Here is a 19882-nt window from a genome sequence, read left to right on the forward strand (position 1 = left end):
AGGTGATCACACGCTCCGACTTGTACAACCCGGCCGTCTTCAGGCCCTCGAGTTCTAAACGGAGATGGGTGAGGAAGGCTGAAGTCATGGCGCTCTCGCTTCAAGAAAACATCGCGTGCCTGACGAGTATCATGACGGCTTTAGACTTGCAGCAAAATCCCTCGTTCTCCGGGACCGAGCGCAAAAACGACAGGGCATTTCACGATGAGAGGGCGGGTCGGACATATTGTGTCGCGCTGGATGCGTTACGAGACATTTTTCGTCCGACCCCGAAAAGGATCGGCCACACTACTCCTCTCGCGCCGCGTCTGCGGCGCGAGAGACCACTCAAAGCGTCAACAAGACGACGCCGCCTGGGGCAAGAAGCAACGAGCGAGCAGGCAGTCGATAACAACTTGTCCGCCTGCCCTCACCCGTCCACATATCCGTCGATAACGGCGAGAAACGCCTCGCCGTAGCGTTCGCGCTTGCTTTCGCCGATACCGGGAATGTCAAGCAGCTCGTCGAAATCGCGCGGGCGCTCCTTGGCGAGTGCAATGAGGGTCGCGTCGGGGAAGACGACATAGGGCGGGACGTTGAGGTCCTTGGCGATCGAGAAGCGCTCGGCGCGCAGCAGTTCGAAGAGTTCGAGGTCCGAACCCGCCAGATCGGCGCGCTCGCGCTGCGAGCCCGACTTGGCACCGCGCGCCGCCTTACCAGAGGTCGGGCGGTCCTTGCGGAAGAATACCTGGCGCTCGCGCTTGAAGACGGCGCGGGCCTCCGGTTCGAGTTTCATCGCGCCGAAGGCGGCGTGGTCGACGCTGATCAGGCCCGCCGCCAGCAATTGCCGGAAGACCGACTGCCAGGTGCGGGCCGGCAGGTCCTTGCCGGCGCCGAAGACCGGCATGTCGACATGGCCGAAGCGCTCGGTCTTCTCGTTGACCGTGCCCATCAGAACGTCGACCACATGGCCGGTGCCGAAGCGTTCGCCAGTGCGGTAGACGGCCGCCAGCGCCTTGATCGCCGCCTCCGTGCCGTCCCAGGTCTCGACCGGCTTCAGGCAGGTGTCGCAATGGCCACAACGACCGGGGTGGGCCTCGCCGAAATGCGCAAGGATCGCCTGGCGGCGACAGCCGGCCGTTTCGCAGATCGCGAGCAGCGCGTTGAGCTTGCCACGTTCGATCCGCTTGATGTCATCCGCCGCGCCGCCCTCGTCGATCATCCGGCGGCGCTGCAGAACGTCGGCCATGCCATAGGCCATCCAGACCTCCGACGGCTGGCCGTCACGGCCGGCGCGACCGGTCTCCTGATAATAGGCCTCGACCGATCCCGGCAGATCGAGATGGGCGACGTAGCGCACGTCCGGCTTGTCGATGCCCATGCCGAAGGCGACGGTCGCGACAAGGCAGAGGCTTTCTTCCTTGAGAAAAGCGTCCTGATGTTTGTCCCTGAGCGTACGGTCCATGCCGGCATGATAGGGCAAAGCGCGGATGCCCTGCGCATTCAGCCATTCGGCCGTATCATCGACCTTGGCGCGCGACAGGCAGTAGACGATGCCGGAGGCGCCTTTGAAACGCGAGAGAAAGCGCAGCAATTGCTGGCGCGGCTGGTCGCGCTCGACGATTTCATAGGCGATGTTCGGCCGGTCGAAGCTGGTGGTGAAGATCTCGGCTTGGTCGAGTGCCAGCCGCTCGACAATGTCGTCGCGGGTATGCGGGTCGGCGGTTGCCGTGAGCGCGATGCGCGGCACGCCGGGATAACGCTCGGCAAGCAGCCCGAGCGCGCGGTATTCGGGGCGGAAGTCGTGGCCCCATTGCGAAACGCAGTGCGCCTCGTCGATGGCAAAGAGCGCGATGCGGGCGTTGCCAAGGAGATCGGCGAAGCCATCGGTGACGGTCCGCTCCGGGGTCACGTAGAGAAGGTCGAGCGTGCCGTCGTGGATCTGCCGCCTGACGGCGATCGCTTCCTCGCGCGAAAGCGACGAGTTGAGGGCAGCCGCGTTGACGCCGAGCTGTTTCAACGCCTCCACCTGGTCGCGCATCAGCGCGATCAGCGGCGAGACGACGACGCCCAATCCGGGCCGGCAGAGTGCGGGGATCTGGAAGCAGAGCGACTTGCCGGCCCCGGTCGGAAAGAGCACGACCGCGTCGCCGCCAGCGGTCACATGTTCGACCACCGCCTGCTGCTTGCCGCGAAAGGCGGAATAGCCGTAGACGCGCTTCAGCACGTCGAGCGGCGCCCGGCCGGCTTCGTCGAAGAGCTGGCTGGCAGCGCTTCTTGAGGGCGTCGCCCTTTCGACGAACTCCATCACATCTCCTTCGGGAATCACCTTGGCCATCATCGCAAGAAGCGCAGGCAATGCCATAGCCCTTGCCGCAACTGAAGAGACAAGAGCGGTTTTCCCGAAAGTGCGCCGGCGCTTCCCGGGGGATTGCCCCCTTTGACAGCTTGACCTTGACAACGCATCGGTACTTTAGTGACGCGCAGAAATCGGGACGTGACTATGGCAAATATTCTGGCGGCGAGCGGCGGCGTCAAGCAGGTCATCTGCATCAATTGGGGTACGAAATACGGCGCACCGTTCATCAACCGGCTCTATGCCATGGTGGCGCGCAACATCACCCCGCCCTTCACCTTCACCTGCTTCACCGACAATCGTGAAGGCTTGCGCCCGGAGATTCTCTGCGAGGACTTGCCCCCGCTCGACATCGGCGAAATGCCCAAGAATACGCCCGGCATCTGGCAGAAGTCTCGGCTCTGGGGGCCGAAGCTCGGCAATCTCAAGGGCCCCGTCGTGTTCCTGGACCTCGACCTGGTGATCGTCGGTTCGCTCGACGGCTTCTTCGAGGAGGGAGAGCCTGACGACGTCATCCTCGCCCGCAACCAGACGACGCCGTTCGAACGCCTCGGCCAGACCTCGCTGTTTCGCTTTCCGGTCGGCAAGCTGGTGCCGCTGCAGGAAAAGTTCCGCGCCAACCCGCAAGGGATCGCCGACGAATACCGTTTCGAGCAGCGCTTCGTCACGCGCAACGCGCCGGGCGGAGCCAAACTCTTCCCGCGCCGCTGGGTGCTGCATTTCCGGCAGGACTGCCGCCGGCCGTTCCCGCTCAACTACTTCCTGGCGCCGCGCCTGCCCAAGGACGCGCGCGTCGTGCTCTTCCCGCGCAATATCCTGCCGCAGCATGCGATCGAGGGACGCTTCGGCAAGAAGGACAAGGTATCCACCCCGCTTGGCCACATTCTCGGGCTGTTTGCGCCCAACCGCTACGAGAAGAATCCTTTTACCTATCTCAGACACTACATTCGCCCGTCGCCGTGGGTGGCTGAGCATTGGCGCGAATAGTCGAGACGCCATCAAGAACAGGCCGGCCTTCGCCGTCTCGGCCGGAAGAAACGAGCAACTAGCGTGCCGCCGGCCCCTTCACGCGGCCGGAAAGCACGCCGAAGCCCTCGATGATCGCCTCCTGGTTTTCAAGCCGCGTCACCTCGTGCTGCACCTCCTGAAGCGTGCGCAAGAGCTGCGGCACCGCTTCGAGATCGCCTTCCTCGGTCGCATAGGCCAGTTCGCGTTCGAGTTCGCGCACCTGCCAGTGCAGCGCCTTCGAGCGCTGGTGCAGCGCCAGCGCCTGCAGATAGCCTTCGCGGGCATCCTCGGGCGCGGCGGCCGTCGTCGCAGTCCAGAGCCTGGCATAGCGGATCTGCTGGTCGATCGCGGCAATCAGCGCGCCGAAGCCCTCGGCCTGCAACTGTTCGAGCAGATCGTCCCGGTTCAGGCGCGGCCCCTGCGCGGCCGCGGCATTCAGCACCGCCGCCCAGCAGCGCTGCAACTCGCGATGATCGAACTCGATCGTCGAGATCTCGTCATACTCGTCGAACAGCAGTTGCGGGTGGTTGACGATGGTGAGCGCCAGCACGCTTTCGCGCAGAAGCGGGGCCACCTGCTGTCCGCTGACCAGCGTCGAGCGTGCCAGCCGATCGGAGATCGCGGTCGGGCCGCTTGCATTCGGCCCGCGTGGCTGACCGGCGCCGCGCGACCCGCCACCGCCCTGCCGGCCGCCCCGTTCGAAAGGACGCCGCTCGCCCCGCCCTGACCCTGACGATTGCAGGAAGGCGTTCAGCCGGTCGCGCATGTCCTGGCCGTAGTGGCGGCGCACGCTCTCGTCGGCGATGACCGACGTCACCTGCTTCAGCCGCGCTTCAAGCTCGGCACGCTTTTCCGGCGTGTCGAAGGCACCGCCCTGAACCTCGCGCAGCCAGACCATCTCGGCGAGCGAACGGGCATTGGCGAGCACCTTGTCGAAGGGCGCGCGCCCTTCCTGGCGCACGAGATCGTCCGGATCCTTGCCGTCGGGAAGCATGGCGAAGCGCACCGAGCGGCCGGGTTTCAGATGCGGCAGCGCCAGATCGACGCCGCGGTTGGCGGCGCGAATGCCCGCTCCATCGCCGTCGAAGCACAGCACCGGCTGCGATGTCATCTTCCACAAAAGGTCGAGCTGGTTTTCGGTGAGCGCCGTGCCGAGCGGCGCAACGGCATTCTCGACGCCCGCCTGATGCAGCGCGATCACGTCCATGTAGCCTTCGACGGCGATGATCGTTCCGGCCGCATCGTCCCCGCCGGCGTCGCGGGCGCCCCCTTGCGAAGCACGGCGGGCGCGGGCGAAATTGTAGAGCACGTTGCCCTTGTGGAAGAGCTCGGTCTCGTTCGAGTTCAGATATTTGGCCGGCGCATCCGGCGACATGGCGCGGCCGCCAAACGCGATGACCTTCTCGCGCGACGACAGGATCGGGAACATGATGCGGTCGCGGAAGCGGTCGTAGGAAAGCGGCAGGTCCGCCCCGTGCACGACGAGGCCGCAGGCCTCGATCTGTTCCTTGGCGACACCCTTGCCGGCGAGATGTTCCTTGAGCGCGTTGCGGCTGTCGGGCGCGTAGCCCAGGCGAAAGGTCTCGATCGTGCGCCCCGTCAGCCCGCGCTCGCGCAGATAGGCGCGCGCCTTGGCGCCATTGGCCGTCTGCAGCTGGTCCTCGAAAAACGCCGTCGCCAGCTCCATCACGTCGAGCAGGCTGGTGCGTTCCTTCTCGCGGCGCTCGGCCTGCGGATCGGGCTGAGGCATGGCAACGCCCGCCATGTCGGCGATCTGCTGTACGGCTTCCGGGAAGCTCAGGCCCTCGAGATCGGTGAGAAAACGGAAGTGGTCGCCGGAAACGCCGCAGCCGAAGCAATGGTAGCGGCCCTTGCGGTCCTCGCAGTGAAAGCTCGGCGACTTCTCGCCGTGAAAGGGGCAGCAGGCCCAGTAGTCGCCGCGCGAGACGTTGGTCTTGCGCCGGTCCCAGGCAACGCGTTTGGCAATCACGTCCGAAATCGGAACGCGATCGCGTATCTCGTCAAGGAAGGACTGTGAAAAGCGCATGGATACCTCTGGTCGATCCTCCATATAGGCGGCATGGCGGACAGACGCCACAGCCGTGATCCTGCGTGCACGCTATTCACAGGAGCGAAACGGGAAGCGCATCCTTAGCGTTCAATTTTCGGTTGAGTGTGAATATTTTCTAAAGACCAAAAGTAGCGCTTGACACCCCTTTGCCGAAAAGGATCAATTCGCCCTCTCGAATTGGATCACTTGCCATGGCCATTTCCGTCAAAGTGCTCGCTTCCAGTCCGGCCTTCTTTACCGCCGTGTTGAGCTACGCGCGCGGCATGGTGGAGATGTATGCGGCCAACCCGCGGCTCGCATCGATCTTCGCCTCGCAGCAGCGCTGGCTGATGGCCCAGTCCGGGCTTGCCCTCTATCACGACCGCGATCCGGACGACCCGTCGAGCGGTCTCTATAGCGGCCGTTTCATCAACTATGCCGTCATGCATGGGATAGCCAGCCGCAATACCGCAGCTTCCTTCGTGCAGGAAATGGTTGCCTACCGCTTTGCCAGCTACATCTCGGTGCAACCGGACAAGCGCAGCCGGCCGCTCGAACCCACGGAGGCAGCGCTCGACTATGTCTGGAAATGGATGCAATCCCATCTGGCCATACTCGACGCCTTCGATGGCCAGTCGCGGCTGGCGCGGCTGAGCGAGGAGCAAGACCAGTTCGGCCGGCTGCAGGCCGCCGTCGCCCACGCGCTTGTCGGCAACGATATGGTTCGTCGTCCGGGCCCGACCTTCGACCTCTTCACCTGGGTCAATTCCGGTGGCGTGGTGATGGACGATCTGTTCTCGCGCATCGGCGCCTTCGATCCCGAAGCGGAACGTTTCGCCATCGGGCCGGTTTCACCCGGAGACCTCAGCGAGCGCTTCATCATCTCCAAGACCCACCTCAAGCGGATCTTCGACAAGGCGGCCCTCCTGGGCAGCATGGAATGGGAGCGAACGCCCGGGCGTGGGGAGGTCTGGCTGTCGAAAGCCTTCATCCGCGAATACTGGGACTATCAGGCAGAGAAATTCGCGCTGATCGATCGCGCATTCCAAGCGACGTTCCAGGCGAAAAGCGAAGCGGCGACGCCCGTCCGATCCGAACGGGCGCCGGCGCTCACGTGAGCGGGGCTACTTGAGCAGTTCCTTCACCAGGCCCGAAGCCTTGGCGAAGTCCATCTGGCCGGGATAACGCTCCTTGAGCGCATTCATGCACTTGCCCATGTCGCGCAGGCCATGAGCACCGGTCTCGGCGATCACCGAGGCGCAGAGTTCCTTGACCTTTTCCTCCGAAAGCTGAGCCGGGAGGAACCGGTTGATGATGACGATTTCCTCGCGCTCCTGCGCGGCAAGTTCCGGCCGGCCGGCGTCGTCGTAGATACGGGCCGACTCCTCGCGCTGCTTGATCATCTTGGCGAGGATCTGCAGGATGTCTTCATCGCTGACCGGGTCCTTGCCCTGGCCGCGGTTGGCGATATCCCGGTCCTTGATCGCCGCCTGGATCAGCCGCACGGTCGAGGTACGCCGTGCGTCCTTGGCTTTGACGGCTTCCTTCAGTGCGTCAGCGAACAGGTCGCGCATGTCCATACTCCATGTCGAAACCGGCCCGCGGTGCTCTGCCCGGAACCGGTTCGAAACCATTAATGTTGTCGTCGTCTTAAACCAGTGTGACAGGCGCAATCAAACGGAATACGCAAGCAATTGAATTATAAGGAATTTTATTTCCAGACAATTCATGGGTGGCCGGTTGACCCGGCTAAGCGCTTTGGGTATTTTCCCGCACCTGCACAACATCGGCATGAGAGCACTTTTCCGCGGGGTTTCCGCGCGTCCATGCCTGAGCAAAGAAATGGCGATCGACCGCCGGGCTTTCAAGCCCCGCGCTCCGCGCCGCAACGGGATAGGAACGATGACCGCGACACCCGCATGGACCACTGAAAAACCAACCGCACTGCTCGTTCTGGCCGACGGCACCGTGATCGAGGGCAAGGGCATCGGCGCGACCGGCAAGGTGCAGGCGGAAGTCTGCTTCAACACCGCACTGACCGGCTACCAGGAAATCCTGACGGACCCCTCCTATCTCGGCCAGATCGTGACCTTCACCTTCCCGCATATCGGCAACATCGGCGCCAACGACGAGGACATCGAAGACCTGACGCCGGCAGCCCGCCGCGGCGCGGTCGGCGTCATCTTCAAGGCCGACATCACCGAGCCGTCGAACTACCGCGCCGCCAAGCATCTCGACGCCTGGCTGAAGGCGCGCGGCATCATCGGCCTTTGCGGCATTGATACGCGTGCACTTACCGCCTGGATCCGCGAAAACGGCATGCCGAACGCCGTCATCGCCCACGACCCCTCCGGCGTCTTCGACATCGACACGCTGAAGGCCGAAGCCAGGGCCTGGAGCGGACTTGAAGGCCTCGACCTCGCCAAGGTCGCAACCTCCGGCCAGTCGTCGCGCTGGGACGAGAAGCCCTGGGTTTGGAACGAAGGCTCCTCGACGCTCGGCGAAACCGATGCCGCCTACCACATCGTGGCGCTCGACTACGGCGTGAAGCGCAACATCCTGCGCCTCTTTGCCGGCCTCAACGCCCGCGTCACCGTCATGCCGGCCGCAACCAGCGCCGACGAAGTTCTGGCGCAGAAGCCGGACGGCATCTTCCTGTCGAACGGCCCGGGCGACCCGGCGGCAACCGGAAAATACGCCGTGCCTGTCATCCAGGATCTCTTGAAGACCGACATTCCGGTGTTCGGCATCTGCCTCGGCCACCAGATGCTGGCGCTGGCACTCGGCGGCAAGACCGAGAAGATGCACCAGGGTCACCACGGCGCCAACCACCCGGTCAAGGACCACACCACGGGCAAGGTCGAGATCGTCTCGATGAACCACGGCTTCGCGGTCGATTCGAAGTCGCTGCCGGAAGGCGTTGAAGAGACTCACATTTCGCTCTTCGACGGCACCAATTGCGGCCTGCGCGTCGCCGGCAAGCCGGTCTTCTCGGTCCAGCATCACCCGGAAGCCTCCCCCGGCCCGCAGGACAGCCACTACCTCTTCCGCCGCTTCATGAACCTCGTGCGCGAGAAGAAGGGCGAACCGGCACTCGCCGAGCGCTGAGAGCGCGACTGAAACACCTTCCGAAGGCCCGCCCCGAGCGGGCCTTTTCTTTGGGCGCATGGCACCGGCGGCACGTGCACTGGGATCGACGTCAGCGATCCGCCCCTTGTTCGGCGAGCCGCTCCGCGATGAAATCGACCACCGCCCTTACCGACGGGAGCTGGCCGCGCCGATGGGGCATCAGCAAGGTCGTCGTCACCACGCCCGCCTGCCAACCGGGAAGCACCCGCACCAGCGTCCCGTTCTCGATCTCGGCGCGACAGAGCTTGCGCGGAAAGGCCACGATCCCGAGGCCCGCAAGCGCCGCCTCGAGCAGCACCTGGGATTCGTCGGCTATAAAGCGCGGTGTGGGCCGCACGGAGACGATGGCACCTTCTTCGTTGCGCAGCGTCCAGCCTTCGCTCGTGAGCGACGCCAACAGGCCGTCGTGGCCCGCAAGATCTTCCGGACCGGAAGGCATGCCGTGCTCAGCAAGATAACCGGGTGCTGCGACCAATCCGATCGGCTCCGTCGCCACCCGTCGCTGCACCAGTGCGGAATCCGGCAAGGGCGCGAAATGATCCCGCACGGCAATGTCGAAGCCTTCCTGGATCAGATCGACGAAGCGGTCCGTCGCGTGCAGCACCACCCGCATCTTGGGATAGGCGAGCGCCAGTCGCGGCAGCAGCCCCGCAAGGGTCATCTGCGCCGTCGGCACCGAGGCGGTGATCCTGACCGTGCCGCTCGGTTCGGCGAGCCTGCCCATGACCACCGCCTCGGCCGCTTCCGCCTCGATCAGCATCGCCGCCGCATGCCGGTAGAAATCCTCGCCGACCTCGGTCACCGTGAAGCGCCGGGAGGTGCGGTTGATCAGTCGGACGCCGAGCGTCTTCTCAAGCTCGGCCACGCGCTTGCTGAGCGTCGATTTCGGCACATTGAGCACCCGTGCCGCCGGCGCAAAGCCCTTGTGGTCGACCACATGGGCGAAGATGATGAAGTCGTTGAGATTGCGCATGGCGGGTTCCGGTGGCTGCATGCATGGACGATCTATCGATATTTCACGGTTTTCCGCAGAGTCGTCCACGATTTTCGCAATCCGCGTCGAATAGGAAGGATCGCGCCTGGCGCCGCGACGTTGCGCGTGGTTGACCCTCGGCCACCCTTCGCGCATCCTTTCCTGCAACTGGAGGTGACGATGATTACAGGTCCACAGTGCCGCGCCGCCCGGGCGCTGATCGAAATTTCGCGCGAGATGCTTTCGAGCTTTTCAGGTGTCGACGAGGAGACGATCCTCAGGTTCGAACGCAAGTTGGAGACGCCCGGCGACGCCGTGATCCTGTCGCTGAAGCATGCGCTCGAAAATGCCGGAGCGGTGTTCCTGCCCGAAGGCGAGCGCGGCATCGGCGTGCGGCTGAAGTTCACGCGCTCCGAGGCGCGCCGTCTCTCGATCCTGGAAAGCGAGGGTGGCGTCGTTGGCGACGACGAGGTCCCCGGCGCCTGAGAATGGAATCTGATTTCAAGGCCTTAGCCGGCTGACTTGAATCAGGATGGCCAGCCGTTGAATCGCTTTGCGAACGAAAAAGCCCGCCGTTGCCGGCGGGCTTTTTCATTGAATGCCGTGCCTCAAGCTTACTTGCAGGCGGCGCAGAAGCGCTGGATGCGGCGGCAGGCTTCTTCGAGCTGGGCTTCCGAAGTCGCATAGGAAATGCGGAAGTTCGGACCGAGACCGAAGGCCGAACCGTGCACGACGGCAACGCCTTCGGATTCCAGCAGTTCCGAAACGAAGTCTTCGTCCGTCTCGATGACCTTGTCCGACGGCGCGGTCTTGCCGATCAGGCCGGCGCAGGACGGGTAGACGTAGAAGGCGCCTTCCGGCGTCGGGCACGAGATGCCCTTGGCCTGGTTCAGCATCGACACGACCAGATCGCGGCGGCCTTCGAAGATCTTCTTGTTGGCAGGGATAAAGTCCTGTGTGCCGTTCAGCGCCTCGACGGCCGCCCACTGGGCGATCGAGGTGGCGCCCGAAGTCTGCTGACCCTGGATCATGTCCATGGCCTTGATCAGCTGCAGCGGGCCGGCAGCGTAGCCGATACGCCAGCCGGTCATGGCATAGGCCTTGGAAACGCCGTTCATCGTCAGCGTGCGGTCATAAAGGCCGGGCTCGACTTCGACCGGAGTCGCGAACTTGAAGTCGCCATAGGTCAGGTGCTCGTACATGTCGTCGGTCAGAACCCAGACATGCGGATGCCTCATCAGCACGTCGGTCAGCGCCTTGAGTTCGGCATGGCTATAGGCAGCGCCGGACGGGTTGGACGGCGAGTTGAAGATGAACCACTTGGTCTTCGGCGTGATCGCCTTTTCCAGGTCCTCGGCCTTGAGCTTGAAGTTGTTTTCCTGCCTGGTCGAGACGGTGACCGGCGTGCCGCCGCACAGCGCTACCATTTCCGGATAGGAAACCCAGTAGGGCGCCGGGATGACGACTTCATCGCCCGCGTTCAGGGTCGCCATGAAGGCGTTGAAAAGAATCTGCTTTCCGCCGGTGCCGACGATCGTCTGGGCAGCCGTGTAGTCGAGGTTGTTTTCGCGCTTGAACTTCTTGGCGATCGCTTCGCGCAGTTCCGGAATGCCGGAGACCGGCGTGTACTTCGTCTCGCCGCGATTGATCGCGTCGATGGCGGCCTTCTTGATATTGTCGGGCGTATCGAAGTCCGGCTCCCCGGCGCCGAGACCGATGACATCGCGGCCCTTCGCTTTCAGCTCACGGGCTTTCTGCGAAACGGCGATGGTGGCGGAAGGCTTTACACGGGAAAGGGCATCGGCAAGGAAGGCCATGGGTGAAGGTCCTGATCGTTTCGAGACGAGGTGATCGCTACGGAACGTAAAAAAGCCAGGCTCCATAGCGGTTAGGTCTATGTCGAAAGACGCCCGGTCTTGCAAGCGCCAGAACGGCAAAAACGCCGGAAATGCGGGCAAAAAGCGTTACCATGACAAAGTTTCATGAGTGCGATCAGCATCCTCGATCATCCGGAAGAATTCCGATGAGGCTCTCGGGCGCGTGCAGCACCACGGAAACGCCACTGCCGCAGCCCCATAAATGGCCACGATTCATGTCAGCCAGAAACGGTTGTTGATCGCGATTTATTCAAAAAAATCAGCGCAATCGCGCAAATTCTCAAATGCCATAATTTAGCCACCACAACTGTCGCGGACCGCCGCAATTCCGTCCAGCAACAGCCGGTTTCCGGGCTTTTCCTTCGATCATCCGAACACATTCGCATTACGGGGGTTATGCAATGTTTCTCGACGACGAAATCGCTTCCACGAAGACACGGCAGAACGAAGCGCGCTGGGGCATGTACCTGGCGCTCGCGGCCCTGGCCGCCTGCATCCTGATGTTCATCGGTCTGATGACCCAGGCGAGTGCGCAAACGCCGGACGCCAAGCCGCAGCAGATGGCAGGCTATGTTCGCCCCAACGATATGGGCACCGGCGCCCTGCTCTTCCCTTCAAAAGAACCCGGCTATTTCGTCGAGGCGCCGCGGCTTGCGACCGACGTTCAGATCGACGTCAACGGCCCGATCATGCGCACCCGCGTCACCCAGCGCTTCGAGAACCCGAGCAAGGGCTGGGTCGAGGGCACCTATGTCTTCCCCCTGCCCGAGGATTCGGCCGTCGATACGCTGAGGATGCAGATCGGCGACCGCTTCATCGAGGGCCAGATCAAGCCGCGCCAGGCCGCCCGGGAAATCTACGAACAGGCGAAGGCCGAGGGCAAGAAGGCAGCGCTTCTCGAACAGCAGCGCCCGAACATCTTCACCAACCAGGTCGCCAATATCGGCCCGGGTGAAACGGTGGTCGTGCAGATCGAGTACCAAAGTGCTGTCCGCCAGTCGAACGGCCTTTATTCTCTCCGTTTCCCGATGGTCGTGGCGCCGCGCTACAATCCGCAGCCGATCGTCCAGACCGTCGACCTCGACAGCCGCACCGGCTATGCGGTCAGCGATCCGGTCCCGGATCGCGAGAAGATCGGAGCGCCGGTCCTCGATCCGAAGGCGAATGCGAAGATCAATCCGGTGACGCTCACCGTCAACCTCAAGGCCGGTTTCCCGCTCGGCGACGTGAAATCCGCCTATCACGCGGTCGATATCGCCAATCTCGACGATCTCAGCCGCCGTGTGACGCTGAAGGGCGATAGCGTGCCGGCCGACCGCGACTTCGAGCTCACCTGGAAGGCGATCGAGGGCAAGAGCCCCTATGCCGGCCTGTTCCGCGAAACGATCGGCGGCAAGACCTACCTGCTCTCCTTCGTCACGCCGCCGGCCGCCGCTGAAGCCAATGCAAAGCCAGTCAAACGCGAGGTCGTCTTCGTCATCGACAATTCCGGCTCCATGGCCGGCCCTTCGATGGAGCAGGCCAAGGAGAGCCTGGCGCTGGCGATCTCCAGGCTGAAGCTCGAGGACCGCTTCAACGTCATCCGCTTTGACGACACCATGTCGGTGCACTTCCCCGAGCTTGTCGAGGCGACGCCGGACAAGCGCGAGGACGCAATCGCCTATGTGCGCGGGCTGACGGCCGATGGCGGCACCGAGATGCTGCCGGCGCTGGAAGCAGCCCTTCGCACGCAAGGGCCGGTTCAGGCCGGCGCGCTTCGCCAGGTGGTCTTCCTGACCGACGGTGCCATCGGCAACGAGACGCAGCTTTTCGAGGAGATCCAGAAGAACCGCGGCGACGCCCGTGTCTTCACCGTCGGCATCGGCTCTACCCCGAACAGCCACTTCATGACCAAGGCGGCCGAATATGGCCGCGGCACCTTCACGCTGATCGGCTCGGAGAGCGAGGTCGCCGCACGCATGGGCGAGCTCTTCACCAAGCTCGAAAGCCCCGCGATGACCGACATCGCCGCAAGCTTCGAGGGGGCTTCCGCTGGCGACATCACGCCAAACCCGATGCCCGACCTTTATCGCGGCGAGCCCGTGGTGCTGACGGCCGAGCTCGATGGCACGCAGCCTCAGGGCAAGCTGCAGATCCTCGGCAAGGCCGGCGACCAGCCCTGGCGGGTGGAGATGGACATCGCCAAGGCCTCGGCCGGCCAGGGCATCGCCAAGCTCTGGGCGCGCCGCAAGATTGACGACCTCGAAGCGAGCGCCTCGACGATCGCCGACCCGGCGACCCTCGACAAGCGGATCGAGACGGTGGCACTTGCCCACCATCTCGTCTCCCGCGTGACCAGCCTCGTCGCCGTCGACGCGACGCCATCACGCCCCGCCAGCGAGAACCTGAGCGAAACGAAGCTGCCGCTCAATCTCCCTGCCGGCTGGGACTTCGGCAAGGTTTTTGGCGAGGAGCCGGCTGGCAATGCGCCGGGCAAGGTGGATGAGCGGGATGCCGCGCTCGAAAGCCGGACCAAGCTTGCGATGGTGACGGCCGACCGCATGCTCGCCGCACCGACGGCGCGGGCGGCAGGTCTGCTCGCGGAAGCCAACAACCAGGTCGCCCTGCCGCAGACGGCGACGGAAGCGGACAGGCAGATCCTGATCGGCCTGATGCTGCTCGCCTTCGCCCTGCTGGCCGGCACGACCTTCGTCTTCTGGCGCGCGCCGATCGCCGCCGTGGTCAATGCCGGAGTGCGCCGCCGTGGCCGCTGACAACGAAACGCCCGAACCACATCAGGGCTTTCTCGCCCGCCTCTCGGCGGCCGAGACGATCGTGCTCGCGATCATCGCCCTCATTGCCCTTGCCGGTCTGCTTTTGATCGGCAAGGGTTTCTACATGAAGGCGAAGGCCGAGGTCTCGCAGGTGCTGCTGAAACGCACCTTCGAGGCCCAACTGCACGGCAACCCGGATGGCAAGCCCTGGCCCTGGGCCGACTTCCAGACCGCCGCGGAGATCTCGGCGCCACGGATCAACCGCTCGGCGATCGTGCTCGAAGGTGCAAGCGGCGAAGCGCTCGCCTTCGGGCCCGCCTGGCTGACGACGACGCCGCTGCCCGGAAACGAGGGCACCTCCGTCATCGCCGCCCACCGCGACACGCACTTCCGCTGGCTGAAGGACGTCAACCCGGGCGACCTCCTGGTGCTGACCCGCAAGGACGGCCGCCGCTTCCTGTTCCGGGCCGGCGAAAGCCGCGTTGCCCGCTGGGACGAAAGCGGCATCAATGCGTCTGCCAGCGGCCACCACCTGGCGCTCGCCACCTGCTGGCCCTTCGATGCGATCGAGCAGGGTCCGATGCGCTACATCGTCGATGCCGAGCTCATCGGCGAACAGCGCCCGGTGCCGCTGACCACGGGCTCGATCTCGAAATAAACCGCTTTTGATCGGATGTGACTTGAACCGCTCCGTCGATCGCCCCAGCTTGGCTTCTGGACGAGTCGGCGTGGGAGAAACGGAATGCGGCAAGCGGGCGCTGGAACATCGGCACGGGCGGCAAATCGGTCAGGCACGGTCGCCATCCTGGCGATCTCCGTCGCTCTGGCAGCGTTTGCCCCTTCGGGCGCCGGGGCACAGGAAGTGCGCGAGTTTCCGAGCGAGCACGGCACCCTGCGCGTCGAGACGCTCGCGACCGGCCTTGAACACCCCTGGTCCGTCGAGGCCCTTCCCGATGGTAGCCTGATCGTCAGCGAGCGCCCGGGACGGATCCGGATCGTGCACGACGGCAAGGTCTCGAAGCCGCTGACCGGCGTGCCCAAGGTCGCAGAACGCGGCCAGGGGGGCCTGCTCGATATTGCCCTTGACCCGGGCTTTGCGGAAAACCGGACGCTCTTCCTGACGCTGGCAGCAAATGGCAATGGTGGCTTCGGTACGGCGCTCATGCGCGCGAAACTGACCGAAGACGGAACCGGTCTTGCCGACGTCAAGGAACTCTTCCGGATGAACAAGTTCACCGGCAAGGGTCAGCATTTCGGCTCGCGTATCGCGATCGCCCCCGACGGCAGCCTGTTCTTCGGCATCGGCGACCGCGGCGAAGGCGACCGGGCGCAGGACCCGCGCGATCATGCCGGCGCCATCCTGCACATCAATGCCGACGGCAGCATTCCCGGATCGAACCCCTATCACGGCGGCACCGGGGGTCTCGCGGAGGTGTGGTCGAAAGGCCACCGCAATCCGCAAGGGATCGCCTTCGATCCGAAGGACGGCACGCTTCTGACGGTCGAGCACGGCGCGCGCGGCGGCGACGAGATCAACAATCCGAAGGCCGGCCACAATTACGGCTGGCCCGTCATCACCTATGGCAAGGACTATTCCGGCGCCGAGATCGGCGAAGGGACGGCGAAAGAAGGCCTCGATCAGCCGCTCTTCTATTGGGATCCCTCGATCGCGCCCGGCGCGCTTGCCGTCTATCGCGGCAAGATGTTCCCCGAATGGGACGGCGACCTTCTGGTGGCGGCACTGAAGTACCAGTTGCTGGCCCGCCTCGAGCGTGACGACAGCGGCGCCATCGGGTCGGAGGAACGGCTGTTCGACGGCGAGTTCGGCCGCATTCGCGACGTGGTCGTGGCGCCCGACGGAGCCTTGCTGATGGTGACGGACGAGGAAGACGGCGCCGTGCTCAGGGTCTCCCGGGCGGCAACGCAGTAGCCGGCGCCCGTCACCACCTCACGAAAGACGATCTCGAACCTCGCGCCGGAACATGAATTTCAGGCCGGACCAGACGGCATCGACGGCGCAAACCTTCACGTCGACGAGCCCGAGCGGCAGGAAAATGTCGCGCAACACGTCCTCCGTCAGCGTCGTCATCCGCTTCGACGCCTTTTTCGGCCAGGAGACCCACAGCATGCCGTCGGGCTTCAGCCTTGCAGCCAGCATCGGCGCGCGCTGTTCCAAGGCCGATCGCTGCGTTTCGAACACATGCGCATAGTCAATGTTGCGCGCGGCCATCGTGCCGATCGCCGTTTCGAAGGTCCGAAAGCCAGCAAAGCCGCTGATCGCGTCGAGCCCGGACGGCACCCCGAGAAGCAGGGCATGCTGCCCGTCCTTCAGCCCCAGCTTGCGCCCAAGCGGCGTGCCGGAATACCCGGCGTCGCTCATGGCCGCCGCCCTTCAACCGGGCAAAGGAGCCAAGCCCCCTCGTGGGCGCCCTCTCCCGCTGCCGCATCGCCGACCGTTTCCATCGCGAACAACTCCGCCCGACCTTGGCGAGGATGAGCCTTGCCCGGCGAAAACGCAACTGCTAGACGCGCCTGTCCGAGGGGAGAACGACATGCCGCGCATTCAGGCCAATCTGCTGCTTTTGATTTCAGGCGCCATCTGGGGCGCCGGCTTCGTTGCGCAGTCGACGGCGATGGATGCGATCAGCCCGCTCTGGTTCATCGCGCTGCGTTTTGCGATCGCGACACTGGTCGCCATGCCCTTGGCCATCATCGAGACGAAACGTGCGGCCGAGCCGATCAAGCTGGCAACCGTCCGCAATTTCATCTTCATCGGCCTGGCGCTTTTTGCCGGCGCGGTCACGCAGCAATACGGCCTGCTCGACACCAGCGTCACCAATTCCGGCTTCCTGACCGGGCTCTATGTGGTCTTCGTTCCCGTGTTGACGGTGATCTTCCTGCGCCGCAGGCCGCACTGGGTGATCTGGCCGGGGGCGCTGATGGCGCTGTTCGGCATTTTCCTTTTGAGCGGCGGCACGCTCTCGACGCTGACGGGTGGCGATTACCTGACGGTGGTCTGCGCCCTGTTCTGGGCGGTGCAATTGCTGCTCATCGGCCTGTTCGCGCCGAGCAGTGGTCGGCCGATGCTGTTGTCGATGACGCAATTTGCCGTCTGCGCCGTGCTCGGCTTTGCCCTCGCCGTAACGACAGAGCCGCTGAGCTTCGCGGCGATTGAAGGCGCGCTCTTCGAGATCCTTTATGCCGGTATCTTCTCGAGCGGCCTTGCCTTCATTCTTCAGGTCGTCGGGCAGCGCTACACCACCGCGCCGCAGGCCGCGATCTTCCTGTCGAGCGAAGCGCTCTTTGCCGCCCTCTTCGGCGTTCTCCTGCTTGGCGAAGTCATCACCCCGATCGGTTATGCCGGCTGCGCCATCATCTTTGCCGCCATGCTGACCGTCGAGATCGTGCCGGAACTGACGAAGGGCCGTCGCGCCGCAGCCCCTGCCTGAGGGCTCCTCAAGAAACTATAGGCACCCCGCCGCCAAGACGCTGGACTGAGGCTTTACTTGCTGTTGTTCAGGCAACAGGCCCGTTGCTTCGCAACGAAGGCGTGGCTTTGCCCTGCGTTTTCGACCCGGCCCGATAGCTGTAGATTTTCTGCAAGAATTCCACGTAAGAAACCGCCGACGTGAGAAGCCTCAAACATATCAGGGAGTTGCCGAAAGCACGCGTCATAAGCGATTGGCCTGCTTTACGCGCCGCACACAGGAAATCGGTGAAAACCACTCAATTTTGCAGCAATTGTTTTCAAAAAGCTGTGATTTCAACAGCTTGCGATATATTTTGCGCAGCGCCCCGCAAAGCCGCAAATGACCGATTTTTGAGCAATGACAAGACGCAATACCAATCCCGAAAAGTTTTGCTTGCCAATTCAAAATAAACCCATCAATCTTACTTCCGTTCGGGCAATCTGCGAACACGGGAAGATCTTGAAATAAAAGCGGGCCGGAGACGCAAAAACTCCGGGCGGCCAGACCGATGGGAAGCATGGTGATGCGACCCTTCCTATGGCTGGCTGCGGTAACCAGGACCCTTTCCTCAAACGTCGAGAACTGCCTGCCAACGCCCAATCGGGCAAAACTGCAATGCTGCCCGTCCGTCAAACGGGTGGAGAGAAAAGGACCTGACGCATGGCCGAAACTGGCACTGTAAAATTCTTCAACACCGACAAGGGCTTTGGTTTCATCAAGCCTGACAACGGTGGTGCAGATATCTTCGTACACATTTCCGCAGTCCAGGCTTCCGGCCTGACCGGTCTGACGGAAAACCAGAAGGTAAGCTTCGACACCGAACCGGATCGCCGCGGCAAGGGCCCGAAGGCGGTCAACCTGCAGATCGCCGGCTAACGCCGCAATCTGCTGACAGATTCCAAGTTGAAGCCCGGCATACTTGCCGGGTTTTTTTGTTTTCGATCCGGCGGAGTTTGCCGGTCGCCTTGTTCAGGCTCCGTTCAGTTTGGCGCCGTTAACCTTCCTCTCATCATGAAGCCCGGATGGATCCGGTCCATGCGATAGGATTGAAGCCCATGAACAAGTTCATCAAAGCCGCCGTTCTCTCGATCGCCGCAGCCGCCATCGTCGTTCCGACGTTCGGCGTTGCCGAGGCGGGCGGCCGCCACCATCACAACAACGACGATGCATGGGCAGCAGGCGCAGCGGGTCTCGTTGCCGGCGCCCTGATCGGCGGCGCGATCGCCTCGCAGCCGCGCTACAACGGCGGTTACAACGAGCGGGTCTATATCGATCCGGAACCGGAATACGACTACTACGAACCGCGCCCGGTCTATCGCCCTCGCCCGGTCTACCAGGCACGCTCGGTTGTCGTCGACAGCTACGGCGGCGGCTACCGCTCGCTCGAGCCGTGGACGCCGTCCTGGTACCGTTACTGCTCGCAGCGTTACCGCTCGTTCAACCCGGACAGCGGCACCTTCCGTGGCTATGACGGCCGCAGCTACTTCTGCACCGCCGGCTGATCAGGTTCGGTGTAAGAATCGAAAAGCCCATGTCTTGATCGAGACATGGGCTTTTTTTTTATGTGCGGCATGCGGGGCTCAAAGCCCGCGCAGGTAGGGATTGGTGCGGCGCTCCTCGCCGATCTGGCCGCCCGGGCCGTGGCCGCAGATGAAGCCGACGCTGTCACCGAGCGGCAGGATCTTGTCGCGGATCGAATCGAGCAATTGCTGGTGATTGCCGCCCGGCAGGTCGGTGCGGCCGATCGAGCCGTGGAACAGCACGTCGCCGACATGGGCGAAATTCTGCGCCCGGTTGAAGTAGACCACGTGGCCGGGTGCGTGACCCGGGCAATGCAGGACCTCGAAGACGTGGTCGCCGAAGGAGACCGTGTCGCCTTCTTCGAGCCAGCGATCCGGGATGACGTTCTGAACCTTCATCGCCAGCCCGAAGCGCTCGGCCTGGCTTTCGAGCCTCTCGAGCAGCGGCAGGTCGTCCTTGTGCGGGCCGATGATTTCGAGCCCGAGCGCATCCTTCAGTTCCTTGGCGCCGCCGGCATGGTCGATATGGCCGTGGGTGATCCAGATCGCCTTCAGCGTGATGCCGTTTTCGCGAACCGTCTGCAGGATGAGATCGACATCGCCACCGGGATCGACGATCACGCCTTCCTTGGTTTCGCTGTCGAACAGCACGGTGCAGTTCTGCTCGAAATGGGTAACCGGGATGATGCCCGCCTGTAACATGCGCGTCTGCCTCTCTAGAGCATGTCGCGCAAAGGTGTGTGAGCGGTATTGCGATAACGACATGC

18 protein-coding genes are annotated in these 19882 nt (G+C 63.5%); 10 read left to right on the forward strand and 8 right to left on the reverse strand.

What is annotated here, in order from left to right; genetic code table 11:
- Positions 1–409: 409 nt before the first annotated feature.
- Entirely contained in the window at positions 410–2287 is a 1878-nt protein-coding gene (gene recQ, locus C1A35_RS27875) for a DNA helicase RecQ (protein ID WP_234823038.1), read from the reverse strand.
- 195 nt (positions 2288–2482) lie between these two features.
- Here recQ and C1A35_RS27880 point away from each other — a divergent pair, with 195 nt between their 5' ends.
- Complete coding sequence (locus tag C1A35_RS27880) at positions 2483–3322, forward strand: glycosyl transferase (RefSeq protein ID WP_104667496.1); 840 nt, start codon at positions 2483–2485, stop codon at positions 3320–3322.
- A gap of 58 nt (positions 3323–3380) precedes the next feature.
- Here C1A35_RS27880 and dnaG read toward each other — a convergent pair whose 3' ends face one another.
- On the reverse strand, positions 3381–5390 hold the full coding sequence (dnaG, locus tag C1A35_RS27885) for a DNA primase (protein ID WP_104667497.1): 2010 nt from the start codon (positions 5388–5390) through the stop codon (positions 3381–3383).
- A gap of 215 nt (positions 5391–5605) precedes the next feature.
- Here dnaG and C1A35_RS27890 point away from each other — a divergent pair, with 215 nt between their 5' ends.
- A complete protein-coding gene (locus C1A35_RS27890) occupies positions 5606–6511 on the forward strand; it encodes a hypothetical protein (RefSeq protein ID WP_199773050.1) in 906 nt (301 codons plus the stop codon).
- 6 nt (positions 6512–6517) lie between these two features.
- Here C1A35_RS27890 and C1A35_RS27895 read toward each other — a convergent pair whose 3' ends face one another.
- Positions 6518–6967: a GatB/YqeY domain-containing protein gene (locus C1A35_RS27895; protein WP_104667630.1), complete on the reverse strand. Its 450-nt coding sequence runs from the start codon at positions 6965–6967 to the stop codon at positions 6518–6520.
- Positions 6968–7295: 328 nt separating this feature from the next.
- Here C1A35_RS27895 and carA point away from each other — a divergent pair, with 328 nt between their 5' ends.
- Positions 7296–8501, forward strand: coding sequence for a glutamine-hydrolyzing carbamoyl-phosphate synthase small subunit (carA, locus tag C1A35_RS27900; protein WP_104667631.1), 1206 nt, complete (start codon positions 7296–7298; stop codon positions 8499–8501).
- Positions 8502–8592: 91 nt separating this feature from the next.
- Here the strand turns inward: carA and C1A35_RS27905 are convergent, their stop codons facing one another.
- Positions 8593–9495, reverse strand: coding sequence for a LysR substrate-binding domain-containing protein (locus tag C1A35_RS27905; RefSeq protein ID WP_104667632.1), 903 nt, complete (start codon positions 9493–9495; stop codon positions 8593–8595).
- A gap of 180 nt (positions 9496–9675) precedes the next feature.
- On the opposite strand from C1A35_RS27905, the gene C1A35_RS27910 reads away from it, so the two are divergent.
- Positions 9676–9981 (forward strand): hypothetical protein, encoded by a 306-nt coding sequence (locus tag C1A35_RS27910; protein WP_104667498.1) that lies wholly within the window; start codon positions 9676–9678, stop codon positions 9979–9981.
- A 128-nt stretch (positions 9982–10109) separates the two neighbouring features.
- Here C1A35_RS27910 and C1A35_RS27915 read toward each other — a convergent pair whose 3' ends face one another.
- Entirely contained in the window at positions 10110–11312 is a 1203-nt protein-coding gene (locus C1A35_RS27915) for a pyridoxal phosphate-dependent aminotransferase (RefSeq protein ID WP_104667499.1), read from the reverse strand.
- A 461-nt stretch (positions 11313–11773) separates the two neighbouring features.
- On the opposite strand from C1A35_RS27915, the gene C1A35_RS27920 reads away from it, so the two are divergent.
- The 3 genes from C1A35_RS27920 (at position 11774) to C1A35_RS27930 (ending at position 16055) form a co-directional block, all read left to right on the forward strand.
- Positions 11774–14125: a marine proteobacterial sortase target protein gene (locus C1A35_RS27920; RefSeq protein ID WP_104667500.1), complete on the forward strand. Its 2352-nt coding sequence runs from the start codon at positions 11774–11776 to the stop codon at positions 14123–14125.
- Complete coding sequence (locus C1A35_RS27925; protein WP_104667501.1) at positions 14097–14783, forward strand: class GN sortase; 687 nt, start codon at positions 14097–14099, stop codon at positions 14781–14783. Before C1A35_RS27920 ends, C1A35_RS27925 begins: the two co-directional genes overlap by 29 nt.
- Positions 14784–14867: 84 nt before the next feature.
- Positions 14868–16055, forward strand: coding sequence for a PQQ-dependent sugar dehydrogenase (locus C1A35_RS27930; RefSeq protein ID WP_104667502.1), 1188 nt, complete (start codon positions 14868–14870; stop codon positions 16053–16055).
- Positions 16056–16073: 18 nt separating this feature from the next.
- On the opposite strand, the gene C1A35_RS27935 is transcribed toward C1A35_RS27930, so the two are convergent.
- Positions 16074–16505 carry a hypothetical protein gene (locus C1A35_RS27935; protein WP_104667503.1) on the reverse strand — a complete coding sequence of 144 codons (432 nt, stop codon included), beginning with the start codon at positions 16503–16505 and terminating at the stop codon, positions 16074–16076.
- 172 nt (positions 16506–16677) lie between these two features.
- Here C1A35_RS27935 and C1A35_RS27940 point away from each other — a divergent pair, with 172 nt between their 5' ends.
- Positions 16678–17574: a DMT family transporter gene (locus tag C1A35_RS27940; protein WP_104667504.1), complete on the forward strand. Its 897-nt coding sequence runs from the start codon at positions 16678–16680 to the stop codon at positions 17572–17574.
- 222 nt (positions 17575–17796) lie between these two features.
- Here the strand turns inward: C1A35_RS27940 and C1A35_RS36105 are convergent, their stop codons facing one another.
- Positions 17797–18114, reverse strand: coding sequence for a hypothetical protein (locus C1A35_RS36105; RefSeq protein ID WP_158665184.1), 318 nt, complete (start codon positions 18112–18114; stop codon positions 17797–17799).
- 141 nt (positions 18115–18255) lie between these two features.
- Between C1A35_RS36105 and C1A35_RS27945 the strand changes: the two genes are divergently transcribed.
- On the forward strand, positions 18256–18471 hold the full coding sequence (locus C1A35_RS27945) for a cold-shock protein (RefSeq protein WP_034788690.1): 216 nt from the start codon (positions 18256–18258) through the stop codon (positions 18469–18471).
- Positions 18472–18650: 179 nt separating this feature from the next.
- On the forward strand, positions 18651–19097 hold the full coding sequence (locus C1A35_RS27950; RefSeq protein ID WP_104667633.1) for a BA14K family protein: 447 nt from the start codon (positions 18651–18653) through the stop codon (positions 19095–19097).
- A gap of 78 nt (positions 19098–19175) precedes the next feature.
- Here C1A35_RS27950 and C1A35_RS27955 read toward each other — a convergent pair whose 3' ends face one another.
- Positions 19176–19817, reverse strand: coding sequence for an MBL fold metallo-hydrolase (locus C1A35_RS27955; protein ID WP_104667505.1), 642 nt, complete (start codon positions 19815–19817; stop codon positions 19176–19178).
- Positions 19818–19882: the final 65 nt, after the last annotated feature.

The sequence above is a fragment of the Ensifer adhaerens genome (assembly GCF_002940685.1).
GTDB classification, from domain to species: domain Bacteria; phylum Pseudomonadota; class Alphaproteobacteria; order Rhizobiales; family Rhizobiaceae; genus Ensifer; species Ensifer adhaerens_E.